This is a genomic window from Pseudomonas sp. CC11G, assembly GCF_056174845.1.
This window is the reverse complement of sequence record NZ_JBWBZC010000008.1, coordinates 26,028-52,145: the sequence shown is the minus strand read 5'-3', so window position 1 is coordinate 52,145 and position 26,118 is coordinate 26,028. Positions and strand designations below refer to the sequence as shown.

The window sequence follows — 26,118 nt, the reverse complement described above, 5'->3', positions numbered from 1 at the left end:
CAACAAATGGCCAAAATGAGAGCAATCGAGGCAGCCGTCCTCGTGATGCGCCGCGAAGGCGTCGACACCGCGTTTGGTATTCCGGGCGCCGCGATCAACCCCCTGTACGCCTCGCTGAAAAAAGTCGGCGGCATCGACCACGTACTGGCTCGCCACGTGGAAGGCGCTTCGCACATGGCCGAGGGTTACACCCGTACCAAGGCTGGCAATATCGGTGTGTGCATCGGCACCTCCGGCCCGGCAGGTACCGACATGGTCACTGGCCTGTACAGTGCCAGCGCCGACTCCATCCCGATTCTGTGCATCACCGGCCAGGCGCCGCGTGCCCGTATGCACAAGGAAGATTTCCAGGCCGTCGACATCACCAGCATCGTCAAGCCGGTGACCAAGTGGGCGACCACCGTCATGGAGCCGGGCCAGGTGCCTTACGCGTTCCAGAAAGCTTTCTATGAAATGCGCAGCGGCCGTCCAGGCCCCGTGCTGATCGACCTGCCGTTCGACGTGCAGATGGCTGAAATCGAATTCGATATCGAAGCCTACCAACCGCTGCCGCTGAGCCGCCCCGCCGCCAACCGCACCCAGGCCGAAAAAGCCCTGGCGCTGTTGAACGACGCCGAGCGCCCTCTGCTGGTAGCCGGTGGCGGCATCATCAACGCCGACGCCAGCGACAAGCTGGTGCAGTTCGCCGAGCTGGTTGGCGTGCCGGTGGTTCCGACCTGATGGGCTGGGGCACTATTCCGGACGATCACCCGCTGATGGTCGGCATGGTTGGTCTGCAAACCTCGCACCGCTACGGCAACGCCACCCTACTGGAATCGGACCTGGTGTTCGGTATCGGCAACCGTTGGGCCAACCGCCACACGGGTTCCGTGGATGTGTACACCGAAGGCCGCCGCTTTATTCACGTGGATATCGAGCCGACGCAAATCGGTCGCGTATTCAACCCGGACCTGGGCATCGTGTCTGACGCCGGCGCCGCGCTGGATATGTTCATCACCGTGGCCCAGGAATGGAAAGCGGCTGGCAAGCTGAAAAGCCGTGCCGCCTGGCTGGATTCCTGCCACCAGCGCAAGCGCACCCTGCAGCGCAAAACCCACTTCGAAAACGTGCCGGTAAAACCACAGCGCGTTTACGAAGAAATGAACGAAGTTTTCGGCAAAGACACCTGCTACGTCAGCACCATCGGTCTGTCGCAGATTGCCGGCGCGCAGTTCCTGCACGTGTACAAGCCGCGTCACTGGATCAACTGCGGCCAGGCCGGCCCGCTGGGCTGGACCATTCCGGCAGCGCTCGGCGTGGTTAAAGCCGACCCGAGCCGCAAGGTTGTCGCGCTGTCTGGCGACTACGACTTCCAGTTCATGATCGAAGAATTGGCCGTGGGCGCGCAGTTCAACCTGCCGTACATCCACGTAGTGGTGAACAACTCGTACCTGGGTCTGATCCGTCAGGCACAGCGCGGTTTCGAAATGGACTACTGCGTGCAGCTGGCCTTCGAAAACATCAACGCGCCAGAGATCAATGGCTACGGCGTAGACCACGTGGCCGTTGCCGAAGGTCTGGGTTGCAAGGCCATTCGTGTGTTCGAGCCGAACGATATCCAGCCGGCACTGCGCAAGGCTCAGGAGCTGATGGCTGAGTACCGCGTACCAGTGGTGGTGGAAATCATCCTGGAGCGCGTGACCAACATCTCCATGGGTACCGAGATCAACGCGGTTAACGAGTTTGAAGACCTGGCGTTGACTGGGGCGGATGCGCCGACCGCGATCTCGCTGCTGGATTAAAAAGCGGCCCTCTCCCCCAGCCCCTCTCCCGCGAGCGGGCGAGGGGAGACAAGCGACCTCAGCGCCTACACAAAACTGTCCCCTCTCCCGCTTGCGGGAGAGGGCTAGGGAGAGGGGCCTTTGCCCTTCCCTCCCCAGCCAAATCGAGGAGAAGCTCCATGCCACGCTTTGCCGCCAACCTGTCCATGCTGTTCACCGAAGTGGACTTCCTGGACCGTTTCGACGCTGCTGCCCAAGCCGGTTTCAGCGGCGTTGAATACCTGTTTCCGTACGACTTCCCGGTCGAAGAAATCAAGGCCCGCCTGAGCACCCACAAACTGGAGCAGGTGCTGTTCAACCTGCCGGCCGGTGACTGGGCCAAGGGCGAACGCGGGATCGCCTGCCACCCTGATCGCGTTGAAGAATTCCGCGCCGGTGTGGACAAGGCAATCGCCTACGCCAAGGTACTGGGCAATACCCAGATTAACTGCCTGGCCGGTATCCGCCCTCAGGGTTGGACTGCGCCACCGTTGAAAAAACCTTCGTCGACAACCTCAAGTACGCCGCCGAAAAACTGCAAGCCGCCGGTATCAAGCTGGTCATGGAAATGATCAACACCCGCGACATTCCCGGCTTCTACCTGAACACCACCAAGCAGGCCCTGGCCATTCGCGAGAAGGTCGGCAGCGCCAACCTGTTCCTGCAATACGACATCTACCACATGCAAATCATGGAAGGTGATCTGGCCCGCAGCCTGGAAGGCAACCTGGCGGTGATCAACCACGTGCAGCTGGCAGACAACCCCGGCCGCAACGAGCCAGGTACTGGCGAAATCAACTACCGCTTCCTGTTCGCGCACCTGGACCGCATCGGTTACCAGGGCTGGGTCGGCTGTGAATACAAGCCTGCCACTACCACCGCTGCCGGCCTCGGCTGGTTAAAGACTCACAACGCCATCTAAGGAGAATTCCCATGGCTAAAATCGGTTTTATCGGCACCGGCATCATGGGCAAGCCCATGGCCCAGAACCTGCAAAAAGCAGGTCACACCCTGTTCTTCTCCGAGCACTTCGACAAAGCCCCGGCAGACCTGCTGGGCGAAAACGGCGTTGGCCTGGCCAACCCGAAGGAAGTGGCGCAGGAATCCGAATTCATCATCATCATGGTGCCGGATACCCCCCAGGTTGAAGACGTGCTGTTCCGTAAGGACGGCGTAGTTGAAGGCGCAGGCGCCGGCAAAGTGGTCATCGACATGAGCTCGATCTCCCCTACCGCCACCAAAGCGTTCGCCGAAAAAATCAAAGCCACCGGCGCTGCCTACCTCGACGCCCCGGTTTCCGGCGGTGAAGTGGGCGCCAAGGCGGCCACCCTGTCGATCATGGTCGGCGGTTGCGAAAAAGCCTTCGAACGCGCGCTGCCGCTGTTCCAGGCCATGGGCAAGAACATCACTCGCGTTGGTGGCAATGGTGACGGGCAGACCGCCAAGGTCGCCAACCAGATCATCGTGGCCCTGAACATTCAGGCCGTTGCCGAAGCCCTGCTGTTCGCCGCCAAGAACGGCGCCGACCCAGCCAAGGTGCGTGAAGCGCTGATGGGTGGTTTCGCCGGCTCCAAGATTCTGGAAGTGCACGGCGAGCGAATGATCAAAGGCACCTTCGATCCCGGCTTCCGTATCAGCCTGCACCAGAAAGACCTGAACCTGGCTCTGGCCGGCGCCAAGGAACTGGGCCTGAACCTGCCAAACACCGCCAACGCCCAGCAAGTGTTCAGCACCTGCGCGGCCATCGGTGGCAGCAACTGGGACCACTCGGCACTGATCAAAGGCCTGGAACACATGGCCAACTTCTCGATCCGTAAGGATTAACGTCGTTTGTAGGTTGGATTCGTAGGTTGGGTTGAGCAAAGCGAAGCCCAACTTGGCCCCCGCCTGTTGGGCTTCGCCTACGGCTCAACCCAACCTACACACCGTGATCCTTCGGGATCTCGGTGACCCTTTTCGATCTGCCCGGCAAAGCGGTGTCACGGCCTGCGAGCCGGGTGGGTCGATTTCAGTCCACAGCCCTTGAGTACGAGAGCTGTGGACTGCAATCGATGTGCACCCATAACAAAAAAGAGCCTTGGAGTAGTCCCCGATGAGCCTCGACCCGAAAAGCCTGCTGCGCGACCTGTTCGCCACCGCAATCGACGCCGCCCACCCGCGCCAGGTACTGGCCGATTACCTGCCCAGCGATCGCAGTGGCCGGGTGATTGTGATCGGCGCCGGCAAGGCCGCCGCGGCCATGGCCGAAGTGGTGGAGCGCGAGTGGCAGGGCGAGGTGTCCGGCCTGGTGGTGACCCGTTACGAGCACGGCGCCAACTGCCAGAAAATCGAAGTGGTCGAGGCCGCTCACCCGGTACCCGATGACGCCGGCGAACGCGTGGCCCGTCGGGTGCTGGAACTGGTGAGCAATCTGCAGGAAAGCGACCGGGTGATTTTCCTGCTCTCCGGCGGCGGCTCCTCGTTGCTCGCCCTGCCCGCTGCCGGCATCAGCCTGCAAGACAAACAGGCCATGAACAAAGCCCTGCTCAAGTCCGGCGCGACCATTGGCGAGATGAACTGCGTGCGCAAGCACCTCTCGGCCATCAAGGGCGGCCGCCTGGCCAAAGCCTCCTGGCCGGCCAGCGTGTACACCTACGCCATCTCGGATGTACCGGGCGATGAAGCCACGGTGATCGCCTCCGGCCCGACGGTTGCCGACCCCACCACCTCGCAGCAGGCGCTGGCGATTCTGGCCCGCTACAGCATCGAGATCCCAGCCAACGTACGCGCCTGGCTGAACAGCCCGGAATCGGAAACGGTAAAACCCGGCGACCCGTGCCTGGCGCGCAGCCACTTCCAGTTAATCGCCACGCCGCAACAGTCGCTGGATGCCGCTGCCGCCAAAGCCCAGGCCGCCGGCTTGCCGACCCTGATTCTCGGCGACCTGGAAGGTGAGTCGCGGGAAGTGGCCAAGGTGCATGCCGGTATCGCCCGGCAGATTCAACTGCACGGCCAGCCGATCAAACCGCCGTGCGTGATTCTCTCCGGCGGCGAAACCACCGTGACCGTGCGCGGCAATGGCCGTGGCGGGCGCAACGCGGAATTTCTGCTGAGCCTGACCGAAAGCCTCAAAGGTCTGCCGGGCGTGTATGCCCTGGCCGGTGATACCGACGGCATCGACGGTTCCGAAGACAACGCCGGCGCGCTGATGACGCCGAGCAGCTACACCCGCGCCGCCGCGCTAAACCTGTCGGCGAGCGACGAACTGGATAACAACAATGGCTATGGCTACTTCGCGGCCCTGGACGACTTGATCGTCACCGGCCCGACGCGGACCAACGTCAACGATTTTCGCGCCATTCTGATTCTTGAGAAGCCTGCCCAATGAGCCTGCACAGCCCAAAAACCGATAAGAAAGTAAAAATTCTCGCCACCCTCGGCCCTGCCGTAAAAGGCGTGGATGACGTTCGCCACCTGGTGGAAGCCGGGGTGAACCTGTTCCGCCTGAACTTCAGCCACGGCGAACACGCCGACCACGCCGAACGCTACCAGTGGGTGCGTGAAGTGGAGCGGCAGCTGAACACCCCGATCGGCATCCTTATGGACCTGCAAGGGCCGAAACTGCGCGTGGGCAAATTCGCTGGCGGCAAGGTCAACCTCAACCGTGGCCAGGCCTTCCGCCTGGACCTGGACAGCACGCCAGGTGATGAGCGCCGGGTAAACCTGCCGCACCCGGAAATTATCGAAGCGCTGGAACCGGGCATGAGCCTGCTGCTGGACGATGGTCGCCTGCGCCTGGAAGTGACGCGCAAGCAGAACACCGGTGTCGACACGCTGGTGAGTGCCGGTGGCGAGCTGTCTGACCGCAAGGGCGTGAACGTGCCCGAGGCCGTGCTGCAACTGAGCCCGCTGACCAGCAAAGACCGCATCGACCTCGAGTTCGGCCTGCAACTGGGCGTGGACTGGGTGGCGCTGTCGTTCGTGCAACGCCCCGAAGACATCCTCGAAGCCCGCGAGCTGATCCAGGGCAAAGCCTTCCTGATGGCCAAGATTGAAAAACCATCGGCTGTGCACCACCTGGAAGAAATCGCCCGCCTGTGCGACGCGATCATGGTGGCCCGTGGCGACCTGGGCGTGGAAGTGCCGGCCGAGAACGTGCCGCGCATTCAGAAAGACATCATCCGCACCTGCCGCCAGCTGGGTAAACCGGTGGTGGTGGCCACGCAGATGCTCGAATCCATGCGCTTCTCCCCTGCCCCGACCCGTGCCGAAGTGACTGACGTCGCCAACGCCGTAGCCGAAGGCACGGACGCGGTGATGCTGTCGGCCGAAACCGCCTCCGGTGATTACCCGCTGGAAGCCGTGAGCATGATGGCCAAGATCATCCGCCAGGTGGAAAACGGCCCGGACTTCCAGGCCCAACTCGACGTGAGCCGCCCAAGCGCCGAAGCCACTGCCTCGGACGCCATCAGCTGCGCCATCCGCCGAATCAGCGGGATTCTGCCGGTGGCCGCGCTGGTGAACTACACCGAATCGGGCAGCTCCAGCCTGCGTGCATCCCGCGAGCGACCCAAAGCGCCGATTCTGAGCCTGACCCCGAACATCCAGACCGCCCGCCGCCTGACCGTGGCGTGGGGCATCTACTCGGTGGTGAATGCGCGGTTGAGCAAGGTGGACGAGATCACCACTACGGCGCTGGAAATCGCTCAGGCACAGAACATGGCCAAGCGTGGGGATACGGTGGTGATTACGGCCGGGATGCCGTTTGGGCAATCCGGGACCACCAATAGCCTGCGTATCGAAACCTTGCTCTGAACACAAAAGCTAGGGTTTCGGGGCTAGAGCCAGGCAAGGCGAAAGTTGGCTTTAAAGCGCAGCGTACTTAAGTACGTGAGCATTTAAAGCCGGCTTTCAACGCAGCATGGCCGACGACCCGGAAGCCGGACAGGAATACCCATATCCCATCTGGTTCATGCCAGTTAGGCGTCCTTCGTGCCCTCGTTGGGCGCCTTTTTTTATTTGAATCGTTGGGCTTCGCTGCGCTCAACCCAACCTACGGATTTGTAGGTTTGTAGGTTGGGTTGAGCAACGCGAAGCCCAACAGGCCACACCGACAATGACCCAATTCTCCTACGGCAAAGCCCTCCTAAACGGCTGCAGCCAAATCTTCCTCCAACAGCACACCGTGTTCGGCGCGCTGGTGTTGTTGGCCATCGCCATCGGCGCGCCCGACCTGCTCGGTGGCGCCCTGCTCGGTGGATTTGCCGCTGCCCTGGTGGCGCGGCGACGCAACTATGCCCAGGCTGATATCGATGCCGGGCTGTACAGCTACAACGGCGTACTGCTGGGCCTGATGCTGTGCCACCGCTTCGCCTGGTCGGCGCTGCTGCCGCTGTTGATCATTGCCAGCGCCGGCGCGTCCAGCCTGGTGCTGGAACGGCTGATGCGCGGCAACCGGCAACGCCAATGGCTGCCGGCTTTTACCGCGCCGTTTGTGGGCTTGAGTTGGCTAGTGCTGAGCTTGCTGCCGGCGACATTGACTCCACCGTTGCAACAGGCCGTCGCCAGCACGCCGGTGTTCGATGCGTTTGGTTTAGGCGCCGCACTGCTCAAGGGCGTGGGCCAGGTGATCTTTCTCGGCGAACCGCTGGCCGGCGCCATTTTGCTATTCGGTCTGTGTTTGGCCAGCCGCCGCGCGGCGCTATGGGCGGTGCTCGGTTCGGCTATCGGTTTGGCGTTTGCGTTGCAGCAGGGTTGGTCCAGCGCCAATGCGTTGAATGGGCTGTATGGGTATAACTGCGTGTTGGTGGGCGTGGCGCTGAGTCAGGTGTACCGCAATCCAGCGGTGATTTTGCTGGGCATTTTGCTGGCCCTGCCGTTGCAGCCGGGCTTTGCCGCGTTTGCGCTGCCGGAGCTGACGGCACCGTTTATTCTCGCGTGCTGGTTGGTGCAGGCGACGCATCGGACGTTGCGCAGAGGCGCCGAAGATTCACGGCCCAAGCGTATTTCGTAGGCGCCCATAAAAAAGCCGACCCTAAGGTCGGCTTTTCACACTCGCAAACGGATCAGTGCGCTACGCGGCTCGTGCCGTTAACGCTCATGATGCGCACGCGCTCGCCCACGCGGAAAATCTCGTTTTCCTGCACTTCCTGCACATAGGCACGCATGCTGCCGTCATCTTCCTTAACGGTGATTTCCACACCCTGGGCACGGGTCAGACCTTCTTCGGTCGCCGAACCCAGCAGGCCACCGGCCACGGCGCCGATCACGGCTGCCACGATGCTGCCTTTGCCGCCGCCAACGGTGCTACCGGCCACACCACCCACCACCGCACCTGCACCGGCACCGATTGGGGTTTTGGTGCCTTCGATTTTCACCGGACGCAGCGATTCGATGGTGCCCATACGCACGGTTTGCACGGTGCGCGCTTCATCGCGGGAATAGGAGTCGCCTGTCAGGCTGGACTGGCAACCGGTCAGAGCCAGCGCCGCAACCGTGAACGACGCGATCAACAAAACAGACTTACGCATAACGGTACCTCCGGGAGATGACAAGCTATTAGACAGCGCCACTCAGGGCGCTGTCACGGCCGCGCAAGAATAATTCTCGGCTGGACCGAACGGCTCTACTCAGGGTGCCAAACGCTCACGCACCCAGTTGCCGTTTTCTAGACGATAGTTCAAACGGTCATGCAGGCGACTGGCGCGCCCTTGCCAGAACTCGATGCGGTCGGGCAACAGACGATAACCGCCCCAATGCGGCGGGCAGGTGGGCGCCTGGTCGAGGAACCGCCGCTCGGTATCGGCCAGCAAACCTTCCAGCTCGGCACGGTCGGCAATAACCCGGCTTTGCGGCGATGCCCAGGCACCGAGGCGGCTGCCCAGCGGGCGCACCTGGAAGTAGTCGTTGGACTCATCGCTACTCACCTTCTCCACCCGCCCTTCAATGCGCACCTGACGCTCCAGCGCCGGCCAGAAGAAGGTCATGGCCGCAAACGGGCGCGCGTCGATTTGCTCGCCCTTGGCACTGTCGTAGTTGGTGAAGAAGGTAAAGCCCTGGTCGTCGAGGCTTTTCAGCAGCAGCACGCGGCAGTGCGGGCGGCCGTCGGCGTCGACGGTGGCGAGGGTCATGGCGTTGGCTTCTACCGGCAGTTGCTCGGTGTTACGCGCATCGCTGAACCATTGCTGGAACAAGGCCAGGGGCTCGGCCGGGGCTTGCGCCTCGGTGAGCCCGTCGCGGGTGTAGTCTCGACGCATATCGGCGAGGTTGGCGGTCATCACGCAGCTCCTGGATCAAGGATGGGCAGCGGACAGCGTTAGGGCTTGTCCGTGCTCGCAGCCTGCACCGGATTATTCTGCGCCACTTTGACCGAAGTCGGCTTGGCGGCAACTGGAGGGGTGGTCGCGGGCTTGGTGGTCGCCGGTTTGGCCGCGGTTGGTTTCGCTGCTGCTGGCTTGGCGGCCGGCTTCTTCGCGACGGTCGTCGGCTTGGCGGCCGGCTTGGCAGCGGCTTTTTTCACAGCCGGTTTGGCGGCAGTTTTGGCCGGCGCTACAGCAGGCGCCACGTCGTTACGCACCAGGGCTTGGGCCGCAGGCACCGGAGCCGGCTGGGCGTACTTGGCCAACAAGGCGGTCATGGTGTCTTGCGGGGTCAGCATGATTTCCACGCGACGGTTCAGGGCGCGGCCTTCCGGGCTGTCGTTGGCGGCACGCGGCAGTACCGAACCAAAACCACGCACCATCAAGCGATCATTTTTCAGACCACTCAAACGGAAAATGGCGGTCACGGCGCGGGCGCGTTCCAGGCTCAGCTCGCGGTTACGGTTTTCTTCACCGGTTGGGTCGGCATGGCCAAGAATCAGCACGGCCACTTGCTTGTCGTTTTCCACCAGCTTGGCGACCCGGCTGATCGGGCCGAGGGTGATGGGCATCAGCATGCTTGGGCGATCAGGGTTGAACGAGGAGTCCACCGGGGCGGAGACCACCAGCAGGTTTTCCCGGCGTTCGAGTTGGAATTTGCTGCCATCGAGTGCTTCACGCAGGCGCGGTTCGTACTGGTCCATCCAGGCCTGGGTAATTTTCGGGTCGGGCATTGGGACGGCGGCCTGGGTTTCAGCCTTGTCGTCACCAAACGGCCACCACCAGTGCTTGCCGGATTCGGCCTTGGCGGCGCTGGCTACTGGCGGTTTGGCAGAAGAAGCATCGGGGGTTTCAGGGGAAGAAGCACAACCAGCAAGAGCGGCGCACAGCGCCAACGCGAGAGCAGACTTGATAGGAAACATTGGAACCTCAAAACACAAAAAAATAAGCTCAAGAACCAGGCGGCCCACGCTCTCTGCCTGGGAGGGCGCTATGGCCGGAACCGGTTCGCGTAGCTGGCTGCTTCTAACGGGCAGCCATGGCAACGGTGCAGCGGCAAAGATGATCACAATTGACGAACCCGGTTATGCACTACGCCGGGCCCGCCCCCAATGTAAGCAACTTCGTTAAATCACAATCGCAAAAACTATAGGCACTGACCTAGGGTACGCGCCAACTTCTGCGCCCGTGGGTCCATCAATACGTAAGGCCCGAGGGTGTTGGTGACGAAGCCGAAAGCCACCTTACACTCAGGGTCGGCAAAACCGATAGAACCGCCAGCGCCGGGATGACCAAAGGCACGTGGCCCCAGGCCATACGTAGCGTTGGGTACGTCTGGTTGGTCGAGCATGCAGCCAAGGCCAAAACGGGTTTGGGTGAGCAGGGTTTTGTCTTCGCCAATGCTGTGTTCGCGGGTCAGTTCGGCGAGCAATTCGCTATCGAGCAACTGGCCCTTGAGCAAGCCGGTATAGAAACCGGCGAGACTGCGCGCGTTACCGTGGCCATTCGCCGCCGGCTGCTGCATGCGCCGCCACTCGGGCTTGTTGGTGCTGGTCATGATCGACGGCGGGTTGGCGAATGCGCGGGTGGTCATGGACGCCGGCTCGCTCATCATGGTTTTCAGCAGGCGCTGGGCCGAAGCGTCGCCCAGGTTGCCTTTGCCACGCGCTACGTCGCTCACCCGGTAAAATTCCTGATCGGGCAGCCCGATATGGAAATCCAGCCCCAATGGCTTGACGGTGCGGGCGACGATGGATTCGCCCGGCCCTTTGCCGTCTACCCGGCGCAACAACTCACCGACCAGCCAGCCATAGGTGATGGCGGCATAGCCGTGACCTTCACCGGGCGTCCACCACGGAGTTTCGGCGGCCAGGGCGGCGGTCATGGTGTCCCACTGGTAGAGCGCTTCGGGCGGCAGCATCTCGCGCACGGCCGGTACGCCGGCACGATGGCTGAGCAGCTGACGCAGGGTGATTTTGTCTTTGCCGGCAGCGGCGAATTCGGGCCAGACCGACGCCACGGGGGCGTCCAGAGCCAGCTTGCCCTCGCCCACCAGTTGCAGGGCAGCAACGGCGGTGAAGGTTTTGGTGCAGGAAAACAGGTTGGCGATGGTGTCGGTGTTCCAGGCGTGCTCGCCGTTTTTATCGGCCATGCCGCACCAGAGGTCGATCACGGTCTCGCCGTCGACTTGTATGCACAGCGCGCCACCGCGCTCCTGGGGATCGTCAAACAGGGCGGCGAACGCCTCTTTGACCGCTTCGAATTTAAGATCGAAATAGCCTTGAACTTGCACGCTCAACTCCTTGGGCCATACACAGTGGGTGGGCATTATTGGGCGCCCACCGCACTCGGAACACCATCTTAATAACGGGGCCGAATACCTCTGCAGGCCTTAGCCGCGGCCACCGCCGGCGCCGCCAGCACCCGCACCGCCAGCACCGCCGCCGGGGCCGCCATGGCCACCGGCACCGGCACTGGCGCCGCCTTTGCCTTCACCACCTTTGCCTTCAGCGCCTTTACCCTTGCCCTCACCGCCTTTACCACCATCGGCCTTGGGCGCGACGGTCTCGGCAGGGGCAGCCACGGCCACCGGCTTGAGCACGGCTTGCAGGGCGTCGAAGTTGGCTTTGCGCACGGCTTTGATGAAGCCGTCAAACGGCCGGTCGGTAATGGCCACGAGACCGAAGTGACCGTTTTCACCGTCGAGCAGGCGGCCGGTAACCGGTTGGTCGAGGTATTGGAACAGGTGGGTGCCGACGATCATCGGCTCCTTGGTCGCCTCTTCCACGAAGTGCGCGTAGGCCGGGCCGCGCTGCTCTTCGTTGTACACCTCGCTCACGCCACCCCAGAACGGGCCACGGTCGCGGGAACCGAAGTGGAATTCAGTGACCAGAACTGGTTTATCCAGGGTTTTCAGCGCGGCGAAGTCATACCCGTGCTGCGGCTCCTTGGTATAGAAGTTGAAGCTCAGCACGTCGCAGTACTGCGCGCACGAGGCCACGGCTTCCGGGTTGCTGGCGGCGAAACGGCCGCCCAGCAGCAGGTGGTTCGGCGCGTGCCAGTTGAGGGCGTCGTCGATGGTCTTGAAGTAGGTGTCGGCGAACAGGCGCTGGAACTGCTGCATATCCGCTTCGATAGCCGGGTGCTCAGGGTTCGGGCGCGGCGCTTGGAAACCCGGGTCTTCCATCAATTCCCAGGCCGGCAACTCGATACCCCAGGCTTTGGACAGGCCGTCCTGGTTGCGGTACTTGTCACGCAGCATTTTCAGGAACGCGCGTTTGGCCGGTACGTCGGTGGTCAGGTTCAGAGTGCCGTAGGCCAACGCGTAACGGGCATTCGGGTCGTTGGCCGGGCCGGCCCAGGCCAGTTCGTTGTCGGCGAAGAAGCCGATCAACCACGGGTCGTCGCGGTGGTCGCGGGTAGCGATGGCCACGGCGCGCTCGGCAGCCATGGCGAAACGCGGGTCGAACGGGTCAGGCATGCCGCCCCACCAATCCACACCGGTGCTGATGGTTTTGTAGTCGCCACTGATGGACAGTGGCAGCGTGTACGGCATGCGCTTGGCCGCGGCCAGCGACGGGTCGCTCCAGTTGCCGACGGTGTTGAAGCCCCAGGCTTGCAGGCGGTCCAGGGTGTTCTGGGTCCAGCGCGGGGTGTCGAAGCTCTTGGTCACGCACATTTCTTCCGGCGTAACCGGTTTTGCCTCGGCAACCGGCGCGGCGGCGGCCGGTGCAGGTGTCTCGGTCACGATCTGGTTGCCCGCTTCATCAACCGGTGCTTCGGGGTCGTCTTCGCTGACCACCTGCGCGCTGCTCTTGTCCGCCAGGTCGGCGCACTTCTGCTGCGGCCAGGTGCGTTGCAGGTTGGCGCGGTAGAAGTCGAACCAGCGACCCTGGTCGAAGTTGCGACCCTTGGCGGCGCCGGTGTCGGCCCGGCTGCTGCTGCCACCGTAGTAAGCGGCCAGCGGCTCGCCGTCTTTGGGCAGGCCGGTGAACATGGTTTCGCGGCCTTCTACATAGGTGGCGCTGTTGCCGGCGCTGACGGTATTCACGCCCAGCGAATAGAACGGATGGCCTTCGGGCGTGACCAGGAACCAGCGGCCATCGCGTTTTTCGGTACGGAAAAAGCCCGAGGCTTCGAAGGTCGGGCCGCCAAGCAGGCCGCCGTATTGGTCGGTTTCACCGCGTTTTTCCAGCCAGCCCTTGAGCTGAGCAGCTTCTTTACCCGCGGCGGCTTTCAGTTGGTCGTCGCTGCCGACCTTTTCCGGCCACTGGCTGCGGGTGTACTGGCCGTAGGCATCGACGATGCCGGTGTACAGCTGCTGTTGGGTTTCATCGCCTTCACGCACACCGAAGCGGCCGAGCAGCACGCTTTGCGGCACGTCCGGACGGCTCATGTAGATGCCCACAGCGGTGACTTTGCTCAGGTCCAGGTCGCCTTCCACGGTGTCGGCGAGAATCACCCGCTGACCGTCCACGGTCCACGGCATCGCCGGGCCGGCGCGCATGCCCTGGGCGCGTGGCGAGGTGGCGTGCAGGGGAATCAGCAGGTTTTGCGCCGGGCCGGCTGGCAGGGCGATACGGCTGGTAAGCACCTTGCCGTCGCTGCTTTCCATACGGATGTCGAGGGTCAGCGCCCAGTCCATGGCGTTCTGGATACGCAGGGTCATGACGTTGGCTTTGGACCAATCCCACGCGCCGTTCTGCGGGGTCAGGCGCAGGTTGGGGTTATCCGACGGGTTGAACGTCACGCGGCGCATCGGCTCGCTTTCGGCGGCCAATTCGGCAGTCAGCGAAGGCAGGCTGGTGTTCTGCGTCTGCACCTGCACCACATCGGCGGGGCTGACGAAGTTGAATAGCGTCTGTTGCTCGGCGGCCAGCGCCAGGGGGGGCGCTGCAACCATCAAGGCGAAAATACCGGGCAGTGAACGGCGAATCATGTGACGGGCTCTCCTAAACAACCAGCCAATAGACAGCAGACTTCGAATTTGATGCTGTCTTAAGTAATTTCTCGGCGAAACGGGGGCAAGGCATTGAGAATGGCCTTGCCGTAGCGCTGGGTTACAACGCGTCTATCCAAAAGCGTAATAGTGCCGCGATCGGCCTCGGTACGCAGTAAGCGACCGCAGGCTTGCACCAGACGCAGTGAAGCATCCGGCACGGCGATTTCCATAAATGGGTTGCCGCCACGGGCCTCGATCCATTCGGCGAGGGCCGCCTCTACCGGGTCATCCGGCACGGCAAAGGGAATCTTGGCGATCACCACGTGTTCGCAGTACGCGCCGGGCAAGTCCACCCCTTCGGCGAAACTGGCCAGGCCGAACAGCACGCTGGCCTCGCCGTCATCCACCCGGGCTTTGTGCTTGTTCAAGGTTTCCTGCTTGGACAGGTTGCCCTGAATAAACACGCGCTTGCGCCACTCGCGGTCTACGCCGTCGAAGACTTCCTGCATCTGTTTGCGCGAAGAAAACAGCACCAGCGTGCCGCGCGAACCTTCCACCAACCCCGGCAACTCACGAATGATCGCGGCGGTGTGGGCGGCGGCGTCACGCGGGTCGGCTTTAAGGTCGGGTACGCGCAGCACGCCGGCGTCAGAGTGATGAAACGGGCTTGGCACCACGGCCGTCACCGCCACTTTGGGCAAGCCGGCACGCATACGGAAGCGGTCGAAGGTGCCCAGTGCGGTCAACGTGGCCGAGGTCACCAGGGCGCCGTAGGCGACGTTCCACAGATTGCGCCGCAGGGTTTCGGCGGCGAGGATCGGGCTGGCGTTCACTTCGATATCGAACATGGCGCCGCCTTCGGCCAGGGTCAGCCAACGCGCCATGGGCGGGCTTTCCTGCGGGTCTTCGGCGGTAAAGGCCAGCCACAGTTCCCAGTTGCCTTGGGAGCGCGCCAGCAGGCTGCCAAACAGCGGGTACCACTCTTCGGCCTGGTGGCTGGCGATGCCGATGGTGGCTTCACCATCCATGGACTTTTTCAGCAGTTCGGTCAGCCCGGTGAACAGATCGGTAAGCCGCGAGAAGCCTTTTTTCAGCTCCAGGCCCATCTCGGTGAGGTGCTCGGGCACCACGCCGCCAACGAAGCGGTGGCGCGGGCGCTCGCGGCCTTCCATGTCTTCGCCGGCCTTGAAGTCGGCCAATTGTTCGCAAGCGTTGAACATGAACTGCTGCTGGGTGCGGATCTCGCGGGCCAAAATCGGCACCTGCTCGATCAACCGACCGAGGTCACCGGGCAGCGGGTTTTGCGCCAACAGTTTGGTGAGGTTCTTGGCCGTCAGCTCCAGCCAGTCGGCGGTGGAACGCAGGCGGGTGTAGTGGGCGAAGTGACCGATGGCCTTGTCGGGCAGGTGGTGGCCTTCGTCGAACACGTAGAGGGTGTCGCGCGGGTCAGGCAGCACGGCGCCGCCGCCAAGGGCCAGGTCGGCCAGCACCATGTCGTGGTTGGTGACGATGACATCGACTTTGCCCATGCCTTCACGGGCTTTATAGAAGGCGCAGGTCTGAAAATTCGGGCAATGGCGGTTGGTGCACTGGCTGTGGTCGGTGGTCAGGCGCGCCCAGTCGGCGTCTTCCAGGGCTTCGGACCAGCTGTCACGGTCGCCGTCCCATTTGCCGCCGGCGAGTTTTTCCACCATTTGGGTGTAGAGCTTCTGGTTGCCTTGGTCGACTTCGATCTTGAAGCCTTCTTCCTCGAACAGCGCCGCCGTGGCGTTCTGCGACTCGCCTTCCTGCATCAGGATGTCCAGCTTGGACAGGCACAGGTAGCGCCCGCGCCCCTTGGCCAGGGCGAAGGTGAAGCTCAGCCCGCTGTTACGCATGACCTCGGGCAAATCCTTGAACACGATCTGCTCTTGCAGCGCCACGGTGGCGGTGGCGATCACCAGACGTTTGCCGGCGGCTTTGGCGAGCGGAATGGTGGCCAGGCTGTACGCCACGGTCTTGCCGGTACCGGTGCCGGCTTCCACGGCTACTACGGCCGGGTCGCTGCTGCGCCGGCCTTCGTCGTCGACCTTGATGGTGCCCAACACCTTGGCGATCTCGGCGATCATCAAACGCTGGCCATAGCGCGGCTTCAGCCCTTTGGCTTCGAGAAAGCGGGAGTAGGCGCCCTGGATCTGGGACTTGATTTCGGTACTGAGCACGGAGGGTTCTGCGAGGTAAGCGGGCTGGATAAATTTTCAGTGGTCAAACTGGGCGGCTATGATAGCGCGCGTTTTGCTAACCGCCGACCGGAGATTGTGAATGACTGTATATGCCCTGCTCTACGCCCTGCATGTTTTGGCTGCCGTTGTCTGGGTGGGGGGCATGTTCTTCGCCTGGATGGTGCTGCGCCCCGCCGCCGTTACCGCCCTGGAGGCCCCGGCGCGTCTGCGTTTGTGGGGCGAAGTGTTTCCCCGTTTCTTTCTGTTTGTATGGGTGTGTGTGCTGGTGTTGCCGATCAGCGGCGTGGGCATGCTACAGCTGCATTTTGGCGGTTTCGAGACAGCGCCCAAGTATGTGCAGGTGATGATGGGCCTGTACCTGGCGATGATCGCGCTGTTTATCCGGATTCAGGCGTTGCTGCTGCCGGAGCTGAAACGGGCGATTGCAGCAGAAGACTGGCCGGCAGGTGGCGCCGTGCTCGGCAAGATTCGCCGGTTGGTGGGGTTTAATTTGTTGATTGGGATGGTGGTGGTGGCGGTTGCCGCCACGCGAGTCACGTTCTAATTCATCTTTTCCAGGAGTCGAGGCCGGGCGGCGATCCGATCAGCCTCGACAGCCGTTACTGGATTCTGACCAGATTGAAACTACCCGCGCTGCCATTGCCGCCCGGCTGCCCGGCCTGACCGGGCTTACCGGCCTTGGCTCCATCGGCACGGTACACCAGGCAGCCTTTCGACGCCCCGCCCTGCCCGCCTTTGCCGGCTTCGCCCGCCGCACCGCCAACACCGCCATCCAATTTCACGGTCAGCAGGTTTTCGGCCACCGAGGCCGGCACTTCCAGCCGCACCTGGCCGCCGGCCGCGCCGGTCTGGCCGTTGCCGCCGTTCTGCCCGTCGTAGCCTGCTTCAGCAGTGCCCCAGGTGCAGCCGGGTGCTTTGCCGTCGGCGCCGTCCAGGCCTTGGTAACCAGGCGCGCCAATACCGCCGCGCACGTCGATGGTCAACTCGCCGACCACCACCTGCTCCAGCCGCAGGCTCAGGTTACGGCCGGGCGAAGCCGGTTTTTCAAAGCTGCCGCTGGCGCCACGGGCGTTGATATGGGCGCCGGTGGCCAACTCGCCGCGGCGGGCTTCGAGGCGGAAAGGCTCAGGGCTGGGAGCAATGGCGATATGGGCGTCGCGGCCCATGCGCAATTCGCCTACGCGAATTTCGGTGACGGTCGGCGGTACCACGAGGGTGGCAGAGTCGGCAATTTCCAGGCGGTCGAGCAGCAACGTGCTGGTGGCCGTCGGCAGGCGCAGCAACGAGTTGGAAGCGACTTTCACTTCAACGTCGGCCTGGGCCAGCGCACTGGTGAGCAGCAACGGCAAGGCGAAACCGGTGAGCAGGACCTTATGCATGCTGCACCTGCGAATCGTCGTTGGCGGCGGGCGGAGTATCGACAGGTGCCTCGGCAATCACGTCGGCAACCGGCTCAGGCGCTACCTCGGCAACGGCTTCAACCGCGGGTTCAGCCGCCGGCTCAGACAGGCCATACAGATGAAAGATGCCAAACAGCAGCACCTGCACACGGTGCACATTGAGGTTCGGCAGGCCGCGCAGGCGATTGCCAAACAACCCCAGTTCCACAACGTGGGCCAGCAGCACCAAGCCGCCGAGCACATCAAGCAGCAGATCCACCGGCTTGTTCAGCGGGCTGATCAGGTTGACCAGCACCAGCAACCAGAACACCGCCACGGCGGTTTTCCCCACCTGCAAAAACACCTTCATGCCACCGCCCCCTTCTTATTGTTTGGTCGTCGCGCACCTTACTCTTTTGCACGCGACTGAAACTAGCGTACCGCTAAAAAAACAACGGAGGCTCTAGGCCCCCGCTGGTTGTTTACATCGCTCGCTAACGACAGTGCCCTAGCGGCTTTTATGGTGACTCTATTGCTTAGTGCGAGACGTGCAGTTCCACGCGTCGGTTCTGCGCGCGGCCGCCGTCGGTGTTGTTATCGGCCACCGGCTGGCTTTCGCCGTAGCCTACGACTGACAGTTTCTGGGCGGGAATGCCCTGGCTGCCGAGGAAGTTGGCCACGCTCTGTGCACGGCGCTCCGACAGTTTCTGGTTATAGGCATCCGAGCCTTTGCTGTCGGTATGGCCGGCCACTTGCACGCTGACCAGGTTGGCGCCCGTCAGGCGTTTGCTGATTTCCACCAAGGCGCTTTTGGCGCTCTCGCTCAACTCGGCGGAGTCAAACGCGAACAACACATCCCCTGCATCGCTAAGCACGATGGTTTCGGTTTGCGCGGGTGCGGGGGCAGGTTCAGGTGGGGGTGCCGGAGCAGCCGCAGGGTATTGCGGCAATGGGCAACCACTGGTGTTTACCGGGGTGTTGGCTGGGGTATCGGCGCAGACGTCACGGCGATCGTGAACTCCATCGGAGTCCTCATCACCGTCAGCGCATAGCAGATCAAACCGAAAACGGTACAAATGGGCCAGTTCCCCTGATTGACCACGGCATCCCCGTTACTGGACGTCGATACGCAACCAGATAGAACACTGCTGACCAGAAGAATGGGTACCGTTACCCGTAAGGATAAGGTTGGCATTTTATAGTCTCCTGAGTCACCGGCGAGTGCCGGTAACTCAGAAGTAAAGACCCGCAAACCGCGCCGCACAAGGCGTACAGCGCAGTATTCACGGGGAACTAACGGTGGATTTGATTTCCACGCGACGGTTCAGCTGACGGCCATCAGCGGTTTTGTTGTCGCTACAGGCTGGCTTTCACCGGCACCGACCACGTCTACGACGTTATTCGGCGATACGCCATTGGCCACCAGATAGTCAGCCACGGACTGCGCGCGGCGTTCCGACAGTTTCTGGTTGTAGGCGTCCTTACCGACGCTATCGGTATGCCGCTAACAGTCAGCTTGGCATTCGGCGCTTCGTTTTTCAGGCGCGTGGCAATGGTGTCGAGCTTGGTTTTGTCGGTAGCGGTGAGCTTGGCCGAGTCAAACTCGAACAGCACGTCACGCACCACGATCACTTCATCTTCAACCACTACAACTTGCTCTTGTACTTCCTCAACTACAGCCGGTGGTGGGCAACCATTGGCATCTACGTGGGTGCCAGGCGGGGTGCCCGGGCACTTGTCACGGCTGTCTGGCACGCCGTCACCGTCTTCATCGCCGTCGCCATGGCTCCAGCAATACCCGGCGGCCAATGCGGCGCCACCTAATGCGCCCCAGCCAGCCCAGGATGAACTTTCAATCGCGCCCAACGCGGCGCCACCGACACCACCAACCGCTGCACAGGTTGGCCAATCGGTTTTCTGTAAACGGCGCAGCCGGTCAGCAACGTACTCAACAAGATCAGGGGTACTGCAGTCCGTTTAATGCTCATATGCACAGTCTCCTCATGGGATCGGCGTAAACCGACACTCTGGGATTAAAGACGGCAGTTTTAGAATCCGCCAGCACTAGGCCATACCGCTGCATCAAGCTAGGCTTGTCGCTCACGTTCGAGGATTTTCGATGACTGAAGGTTTTTCTGCGCGCACGCCGCAACAGGCCGTGGCCGCGCTTCTGGATCGCTACGCGCCGGCTCGCTTGCTGGTGGTCGGCGCGGTTGATTTTCCCGCCGTACAGGCCTTCCAACAGGCGCACCCCGACAGCGTTTGTTCCTTTGCCCCGGCCGGCCCGTTGCCGGCGGACCTGGCGGCGCAGCGGTTCGACCTGGCCCTGATCGCCGATTGCCTAGAGCACCTGCCCAAGCGCAATGGCCTGGAACTGCTCGGCGGCATCCGCAATCTGAATGCCAGTCGCCTGGCCGTATTGGTAGACCTGCCCGCCTGTGGCCTGCACGACACCGATTTGTACGCGCTGGCTCTACAGGCCAGCGAACGGTTCAAACGTGAAGAACAGGTGCTGACCCTGTTCACCTACGACCTGCGTGAATACAAACAGGTGCCGGACTGGCTCAACGCCAAGTTCTGGGCCAACCCGCAAACTTCGGAAAGTACTGGTGGTAGCAACCATGCCCCCTTCCTCCGCAACTGAAACAGCTTGCCCATGCGGCAGCGGCAATTTGCTCAGCGCCTGCTGCGGCCATTACCACGACGGCACGCCGGCACCGAGTGCCGAAACCCTGATGCGTTCGCGCTACAGCGCGTATGTGCTGGGCAAGATCGACTACCTGAAAACCACCACCCTGCCCGCGCAGCAAGCCGAGCTGGACACTGTGGCTATGCAGGTCTGGAGTGCGCAGAGCACCTGGCTGGGGTTGGAAGTAGAAGGAGCCGAAGTGCACGGCGGCAAGCCGGAGCACGCCTTCGTCACCTTTACCGCGCGCTGGCATGACGAGAATGGCGAGCACGCCCATCGCGAGCGTTCGGGTTTGTGCAGAACGGCGGGCGCTGGTACTTCATCGATAGCACCGTGCCGTTGAAGGCGACGCGCAATGATCCGTGTCCATGTGGCGGCGGATTGAAGTTCAAGAAGTGTTGCGCGGGGTTTGTTTGACCTTCGTTGGGCTTCGCCGGCGGCTCAACCCAACCTACGCACGAACGTAGGTTGGGTTGAGCACAGCGAAGCCCAACAATCACCGTAAAAAAGCCCGCATTCGCGGGCTTCTTTTATTCCTGCAATTTCAAATGCGACACATCCGGCGGCGGCCCGGCCGGTGCGGTCTTGGCTTGGCCCATATCGCTGCCGCTGGCGCCAGGCTGAATTGACTGAGGTCGACCTTCGGCGCCTGCGGCTCGGCTTCTCATCCTGCAGATCGACACCCACCGGAGCAATGCCAAAATCCGGCGCCTCTACGTCGCTGAAGGCGGCCATATATTCATCACGCGGCGCTACCACCAACGGTTTGGGCGCACCGGCGGCAACCGGAGCCGCTACAGGCGGCGGCGGATCGTAAGGTGGCGGAGGCGCCATTTCCACTTCTTCGATTTCCACCGCATCCATGTCGCAGACTTCGACCAGCGCCCCGGCACGTTCAATAGTCGCGCGGTATTTTTCGGCGGCGGCTTCGTCGAGGTTGTTCTTGATCACCAGGCGCCGGCCCGAGAACAGCAAGGCAATGCGCTGGGCATCGGCCTGGAACAGCTTGGCCATATTGGCTTTCACCAGGTCCAACTGGGCGCCGGGCACCAATTGTCCGGAGAAGGCAATCTCGTAGCGGCTCATGGGTGCTCTCCTGTGCGAGTCAGTCCTGTCCGATTGAGCTTCAAGTATGGCGTAGATTTTTTTACATAAACAACAGGTTGCCCGAAGGCTGCGGGTTGCGACACACTCGGGCCACAAGGAGTACGCCATGCGGCAGCACGCCACGCTCAGTAAACACATCGCGATAATTTTTCTGCTCGGCCTGTTTTCAGGCTTGAGTGGTTGTTCGTGGTTTGCCGGCGACCTGCAAGACCCAAGCGTCGAGCTGATGAAAGTGGATGTGGTGAAAGCCAGACTCACGGAGCAGGAATTTCTTCTGCACCTGCGTCTGGACAACCCCAACGACAGCGACATGCCCATTCGCGGCCTGACCTTCACCCTCTATCTCAACGACATCAAGCTTGCCGACGGCGAGGCCGATGTGTGGACCACCGTGCCCGCCAACGGCCACCGCACCCTCAAGGTTCCGCTGCGTACCAACCTCTGGCGCCACCTCAAGCCCATCGCCAAAATGCTGGAAAAACACGACCAGCCGATCCGCTACCGCTTCTACGGCGTGGCCGATACCGGGGTGGTGTTCGGCTCGAGCGTGCACCTGGAGCGAAATGGCGAGATAATTCCCGGCGATTTTATTCCGGAGTAACCCGCTGATGAGCAACGAACCCCACGTCCACGGTCCTGACTGCGCCCACGACCATGATCACGACCACCACCATGATCACGGCCATGTACACGGCCCGGACTGCAACCATGGGCATCAAGAGCCTGTGCGTAACGCGTTGAAAGACGTCGGCCGCAATGACCCCTGCCCATGTGGCAGTGGCAAGAAATTCAAGAAGTGCCACGCGGCGTAACTGAGCGATCGGCTGCGCGTCGGCATTGCTGCGTTGAAATGACTTTTTGAATGCTCATTGGCTACAGCCAACTGCGCTTCAAAAAGCCATTTCGCCTTGCACTGCTCTAGCTCGCTCGATCTCGAGCTGCGTCGAGATGGATCGGGTATTGAAAAAACAAAAGCATCGAGGCTAAAGCCTCTCCCACATGGACCGAGTAACCTGTGGGAGAGGCTTTAGCCTCGATGCTTTTTGCTATCTGAACCTAACCCGCTCTCTCCAGTCAGTTGCATACATGCCTTAACGGAGCTTCCCGATGATCGATCTGTATTACTGGACCACGCCCAACGGCCACAAGATTTCCCTGTTTCTCGAAGAAGCTGGCCTGCCGTACCGGGTTTTTCCGATCAACATCGGCAAGAACGAGCAGTTCCAACCGGACTTTCTGAAGATCTCCCCCAACAACCGCATCCCCGCCATCGTCGATAACGAACCGGCCGACGGCGGCGAGCCGCTCTCGGTGTTTGAGTCCGGCGCCATCTTGCTGTACCTGGCCGAGAAGACCGGCAAATTTATCCCCGCCGATCTGCGCGGCCGTCAGGAGTGCCTGGAGTGGGTGTTCTGGCAAATGGGCGGGCTGGGGCCGATGGCTGGGCAGAACCATCACTTCAATATGTTCGCCCCGGAAAAAATCCCCTACGCCATGAAGCGCTATGTGGACGAAACCGCGCGCCTGTACGGCGTACTCAACAAGCAGTTGGAAGGCCGCACCTTTATCTGCGGCGATGACTACACCATCGCCGACATGATCAGCTACCCGTGGATCGTGCCGCACGAGCGCCAGCAGCAGAACCTGGCGGACTTCCCCAATCTGCAGCGCTGGTTCAACGCCATCAAGGCGCGCCCGGCCACCGAACGGGCCTATGCCATCGCCGAGCGCATCAACCCGCAACCGAAAAAATAACCCCCGCCACACGCCCGTCCTCGCTTGCGCGGCGGCGGGCGCCTCACTAACGTAGCGCCTGCCGTTTTTCATTCGTTTTTTGCACCGTGCAGGAGCTTCACACCATGGCGTCGCCAGCCTTTCAGGGATTCTTCACCCGCGCCGCAGCCGCCGCTGCCCTCGTCGGCGCCGTGAGCCTCAGTGGTTGTCAGGGCTGGCTCGACAGCCACTATGCCGACAGCGTGCCGCCTACCACCGGCATCCTGCCGATCAAGGGCTTGGCGCAAAGCGTCTCCATCCGCCGCAACGCCTTGGGCATGCCGCTGATTGAAACCACGACCTTCCACGATGCGCTGTTCGCCCTGGGCTATGTGCACGCCGGCGACCGCCTGAGCCAGATGGTGGGCATGCGTTTGATGGCCGAAGGCCGACTCTCGGAAATGGTCGGCCCCGGCGCCCTGGAAATCGACCGTTTCATGCGCGCGGTGAACCTCAAGCAAAGCGCCGAGGTGCTCTACAAGAACGCCTCGCCACGGATGAAGAAGTTCTTCGAGGTGTACGCCCGTGGCGTCAACGCCTACCTGTTCCGCTATCAGGACAAGCTGCCGATGGACCTGGCCGAGTCCGGGGTAAAACCGGCGTACTGGAAGCCGGAAGACTCGGTGCTGATTTTCTGCCTGATGAACTTCGGCCTGTCGGTCAACTTGCAGGAAGAAATCGCTTCGCTCGCTCTGGCCCAGAAAGTCGGCACCGACAAACTGGCCTGGCTGACGCCGACCTACCCCGACGAGCCACTGCCGTTTGAAGAAGCGGAAAAACTCAAGGGCCTGGTCTTGAGCGGGCAGATTCAGGGCCTCACGGCGCTGGGCAAAGTGACGGAAGAAATTGCCGGCCTGGATATGCTCGGCGTCGCCGCCTCGAACAACTGGGCCATCGCCCCGCAGCGCAGCCGCAGTGGCAAAAGCCTGCTGGCCAACGACACCCACCTGCCGCTGTCCATGCCGTCGGCGTGGAACTACGTGCAGATCCGCTCGCCGAAATTCCAGGCGGCGGGCGTTTCCATTGCCGGCGTGCCAGCGGTGGTCGCTGGCTTTAACGGCAAGCTGGCCTGGGGCATGACCATGGTCATGGGCGACAACCAGGACCTGTTCCTGGAAAAAATCAAACGCCAGGGCAGCCAGGTGCTGTACGAGGCCGACGGCAAGTGGGTAGCCGCCCGCGTGCGCCAGGAAACCTTCTTTATTAAAGGCCAGCGCCCGGTGCGCGAGCCGATCTACGAAACCCGCCATGGCCCGCTGCTGAACAGCGTGTTGGGCGAGCGCAAACATATGCTGCAACCGCTGCAGATCACCAGCGGCTACGGCCTGGCCCTGCAAAGCGCCTCCTTGGACGGCGACAAGACGCTGGATGCCTTCTTCAACCTGTCCCGCGCGCAATCGGTGGACCAGGCGTTTGAAGCGGCTCGCGACATTCGCGCCATTCCGCTGAACATGGTGTTCGCCGATGCCCAGCATATTGGCTGGCAAGTCACTGGCCGCTACCCGAACCGCAAGGCCGGCGTCGGCCTGTTCCCCTCCCCCGGTTGGAACGGCCAGTACGATTGGGACGGTTACGCCGACCCGATGCTGCACCCGTACGACCAGGACCCTGCCCAAGGCTGGCTAGGTACCGCCAACCAACGCACCATTCCGCGCGGCTATGGCATGCAGCTGTCCAACTCCTGGTACTACCCGGAACGCGGCGAGCGCATTGCGCAACTGGCCGGCGCCGGCAAGCAGGATGCGAAAAGCATGATTGCCATGCAGTACGACCAGACCTCGCCGTTCGTGGCCAAGCTGCAAGGTATGTTCGAAGCACCGGGCATGGCCCAGCCGCTGAAAAAAGCCATCGACGCCCTACCTGAAGCCGACCGCGCCAAAGCGCGCGAAGCCTACAGCCGTCTGATGGCCTTCGACGGCAACCTGCGCGCCACCTCGGCCGATGCCGCGCTGTACGAAGCCTTCCTGCAGGAAAGCATGCGCCAGACTTTCCTCGACGAACTCGGCCCGGAAACCAGCCCGGCCTGGAAAGCGTTGGTGGACACCACCGACCTTTCCTACTCCGCGCCCGCCGACCACCTGCTGGGCCGCGAAGACAGCCCGTTCTGGGACGACGTAAAAACCCCGCAGAAAGAAGACAAACCGACCATCCTCGCCCGCAGCCTGGTGGCCGCCGTTACCTTCTGTGAAAGCAAAATGGGCGCCGACCGCTCCGCCTGGCAGTGGGGCAAGCTGCACACCTATATGTTCGCCACCGACACCACGCAAATGGCCAAGTACATGAGCGGCGGCGATGCCACCGGCATTAATGCCATCAAAGGCTATCTGGACCGTGGCCCGTACGCGGCAGGCGGCGACCACACCACGCTGAACGCAGCGGCGTACCACTGGGGTGAAGGCTTCGACACCTGGCTGGTGCCGGCAATGCGTATCGTGGTCGATTTCGGCCAACCGGAACCGATGCTGGGCCTGAACAGCACCGGCCAGTCCGGCAACCCGGCCAGCCCGCACTATGCCGACGGCATCGACGCCTGGTTGAAGGGCCAGTACATGACCTTCCCGTTCCAGCCGCAGAACCTCGACAAGGTTTACGGCACCAAACGCCTGATGCTCACTCCGGGGAAATGAAGACCGTTCGTCGAGGCTGGCTGAACTATTCCTACAGCCAGTCACTCAGAGACAGTGGACTTACTCCATAGATCTTTTTAGGGCACCTTTTGGTGCCCTTTCTTTTGCCTGGAGAAAGCTTAATAGGACCAGAGAACGAACTTGCAATTGAACTAAAGGCCATTGAGCCGTTCAGACCTTATGCATCGTTTGATTCTCCGGGCGCCACCTTAGGCGCCTATTTTTTTGCCTGGCGTTTGACCC

17 protein-coding genes and 7 pseudogenes are annotated in these 26,118 nt (G+C 62.1%); 13 read left to right on the top strand and 11 right to left on the bottom strand.

Features of this window, described 5'->3' with window-relative positions; translation table 11 throughout:
* Positions 1 to 6: 6 nt before the first annotated feature.
* From gcl to AC0V2S_RS12200, 6 genes and pseudogenes are all read left to right on the top strand, one after another.
* Positions 7 to 1,781 (top strand): annotated as a pseudogene (gene gcl, locus AC0V2S_RS12225) (glyoxylate carboligase).
* Between the two features lie 158 nt (positions 1,782 to 1,939).
* Positions 1,940 to 2,721: pseudogene (gene hyi, locus AC0V2S_RS12220) on the top strand (hydroxypyruvate isomerase).
* Positions 2,722 to 2,732: 11 nt separating this feature from the next.
* A complete protein-coding gene (locus AC0V2S_RS12215; RefSeq protein ID WP_108097427.1) occupies positions 2,733 to 3,623 on the top strand; it encodes a 2-hydroxy-3-oxopropionate reductase in 891 nt (296 codons plus the stop codon).
* Positions 3,624 to 3,891: 268 nt separating this feature from the next.
* Positions 3,892 to 5,166 (top strand): glycerate kinase type-2 family protein, encoded by a 1,275-nt coding sequence (locus tag AC0V2S_RS12210; protein WP_475509970.1) that lies wholly within the window; start codon positions 3,892 to 3,894, stop codon positions 5,164 to 5,166.
* Positions 5,163 to 6,593 (top strand): pyruvate kinase, encoded by a 1,431-nt coding sequence (pyk, locus tag AC0V2S_RS12205; protein WP_475509969.1) that lies wholly within the window; start codon positions 5,163 to 5,165, stop codon positions 6,591 to 6,593. The genes AC0V2S_RS12210 and pyk overlap by 4 nt, the downstream gene beginning before the upstream one ends.
* A gap of 301 nt (positions 6,594 to 6,894) precedes the next feature.
* Positions 6,895 to 7,791 carry an urea transporter gene (locus AC0V2S_RS12200; RefSeq protein ID WP_475509968.1) on the top strand — a complete coding sequence of 299 codons (897 nt, stop codon included), beginning with the start codon at positions 6,895 to 6,897 and terminating at the stop codon, positions 7,789 to 7,791.
* A 52-nt stretch (positions 7,792 to 7,843) separates the two neighbouring features.
* Here AC0V2S_RS12200 and AC0V2S_RS12195 read toward each other — a convergent pair whose 3' ends face one another.
* From AC0V2S_RS12195 to dinG, 6 genes are all read right to left on the bottom strand, one after another.
* Positions 7,844 to 8,308 carry an outer membrane lipoprotein gene (locus AC0V2S_RS12195; RefSeq protein ID WP_475509967.1) on the bottom strand — a complete coding sequence of 155 codons (465 nt, stop codon included), beginning with the start codon at positions 8,306 to 8,308 and terminating at the stop codon, positions 7,844 to 7,846.
* A gap of 99 nt (positions 8,309 to 8,407) precedes the next feature.
* The gene (gene pdxH, locus AC0V2S_RS12190; RefSeq protein WP_475509966.1) at positions 8,408 to 9,055 is read right to left on the bottom strand and encodes a pyridoxamine 5'-phosphate oxidase; all 648 of its coding nucleotides are present in this window, start codon (positions 9,053 to 9,055) and stop codon (positions 8,408 to 8,410) included.
* 38 nt (positions 9,056 to 9,093) lie between these two features.
* Positions 9,094 to 10,059 (bottom strand): OmpA family protein, encoded by a 966-nt coding sequence (locus tag AC0V2S_RS12185; RefSeq protein WP_475509965.1) that lies wholly within the window; start codon positions 10,057 to 10,059, stop codon positions 9,094 to 9,096.
* 224 nt (positions 10,060 to 10,283) lie between these two features.
* Positions 10,284 to 11,429, bottom strand: coding sequence for a serine hydrolase domain-containing protein (locus AC0V2S_RS12180; protein ID WP_475509964.1), 1,146 nt, complete (start codon positions 11,427 to 11,429; stop codon positions 10,284 to 10,286).
* A 99-nt stretch (positions 11,430 to 11,528) separates the two neighbouring features.
* The gene (locus AC0V2S_RS12175; protein ID WP_475509963.1) at positions 11,529 to 14,075 is read right to left on the bottom strand and encodes a beta-agarase; all 2,547 of its coding nucleotides are present in this window, start codon (positions 14,073 to 14,075) and stop codon (positions 11,529 to 11,531) included.
* A 59-nt stretch (positions 14,076 to 14,134) separates the two neighbouring features.
* The gene (gene dinG, locus AC0V2S_RS12170; RefSeq protein ID WP_475509962.1) at positions 14,135 to 16,279 is read right to left on the bottom strand and encodes an ATP-dependent DNA helicase DinG; all 2,145 of its coding nucleotides are present in this window, start codon (positions 16,277 to 16,279) and stop codon (positions 14,135 to 14,137) included.
* Between the two features lie 100 nt (positions 16,280 to 16,379).
* Here dinG and AC0V2S_RS12165 point away from each other — a divergent pair, with 100 nt between their 5' ends.
* Complete coding sequence (locus AC0V2S_RS12165) at positions 16,380 to 16,844, top strand: CopD family protein (RefSeq protein ID WP_475509961.1); 465 nt, start codon at positions 16,380 to 16,382, stop codon at positions 16,842 to 16,844.
* A 55-nt stretch (positions 16,845 to 16,899) separates the two neighbouring features.
* Here the strand turns inward: AC0V2S_RS12165 and AC0V2S_RS12160 are convergent, their stop codons facing one another.
* The 4 genes and pseudogenes from AC0V2S_RS12160 to AC0V2S_RS12145 form a co-directional block, all read right to left on the bottom strand.
* Positions 16,900 to 17,679, bottom strand: a complete 780-nt coding sequence (locus AC0V2S_RS12160; protein ID WP_475509960.1) for a collagen-like protein — start codon at positions 17,677 to 17,679, stop codon at positions 16,900 to 16,902.
* Positions 17,672 to 18,049, bottom strand: coding sequence for a DUF1145 domain-containing protein (locus tag AC0V2S_RS12155; RefSeq protein WP_475509959.1), 378 nt, complete (start codon positions 18,047 to 18,049; stop codon positions 17,672 to 17,674). Before AC0V2S_RS12155 ends, AC0V2S_RS12160 begins: the two co-directional genes overlap by 8 nt.
* Before the next feature lie 166 nt (positions 18,050 to 18,215).
* A pseudogene (locus AC0V2S_RS12150) lies at positions 18,216 to 18,874 on the bottom strand (OmpA family protein).
* An 88-nt stretch (positions 18,875 to 18,962) separates the two neighbouring features.
* Positions 18,963 to 19,667 (bottom strand): annotated as a pseudogene (locus tag AC0V2S_RS12145) (PA1041 family peptidoglycan-binding anchor lipoprotein).
* A gap of 131 nt (positions 19,668 to 19,798) precedes the next feature.
* Between AC0V2S_RS12145 and AC0V2S_RS12140 the strand changes: the two are divergent.
* Together AC0V2S_RS12140 and AC0V2S_RS12135 are read left to right on the top strand one after the other, a co-directional pair.
* Positions 19,799 to 20,295, top strand: a pseudogene (locus tag AC0V2S_RS12140) (DUF6231 family protein).
* 5 nt (positions 20,296 to 20,300) lie between these two features.
* A pseudogene (locus AC0V2S_RS12135) lies at positions 20,301 to 20,785 on the top strand (YchJ family protein).
* A gap of 113 nt (positions 20,786 to 20,898) precedes the next feature.
* Here the strand turns inward: AC0V2S_RS12135 and AC0V2S_RS12130 are convergent.
* Positions 20,899 to 21,454 (bottom strand): annotated as a pseudogene (locus AC0V2S_RS12130) (hypothetical protein).
* Positions 21,455 to 21,581: 127 nt separating this feature from the next.
* Between AC0V2S_RS12130 and AC0V2S_RS12125 the strand changes: the two are divergent.
* From AC0V2S_RS12125 to AC0V2S_RS12110, 4 genes are all read left to right on the top strand, one after another.
* Positions 21,582 to 22,076, top strand: a complete 495-nt coding sequence (locus AC0V2S_RS12125) for an LEA/WHy family protein (protein ID WP_475509958.1) — start codon at positions 21,582 to 21,584, stop codon at positions 22,074 to 22,076.
* Between the two features lie 7 nt (positions 22,077 to 22,083).
* A complete protein-coding gene (locus AC0V2S_RS12120) occupies positions 22,084 to 22,287 on the top strand; it encodes an SEC-C metal-binding domain-containing protein (RefSeq protein ID WP_475509957.1) in 204 nt (67 codons plus the stop codon).
* 295 nt (positions 22,288 to 22,582) lie between these two features.
* Entirely contained in the window at positions 22,583 to 23,230 is a 648-nt protein-coding gene (locus AC0V2S_RS12115; RefSeq protein WP_475509956.1) for a glutathione binding-like protein, read from the top strand.
* A 104-nt stretch (positions 23,231 to 23,334) separates the two neighbouring features.
* Positions 23,335 to 25,875: a penicillin acylase family protein gene (locus AC0V2S_RS12110; protein ID WP_475509955.1), complete on the top strand. Its 2,541-nt coding sequence runs from the start codon at positions 23,335 to 23,337 to the stop codon at positions 25,873 to 25,875.
* Positions 25,876 to 26,118 lie beyond the last annotated feature (243 nt).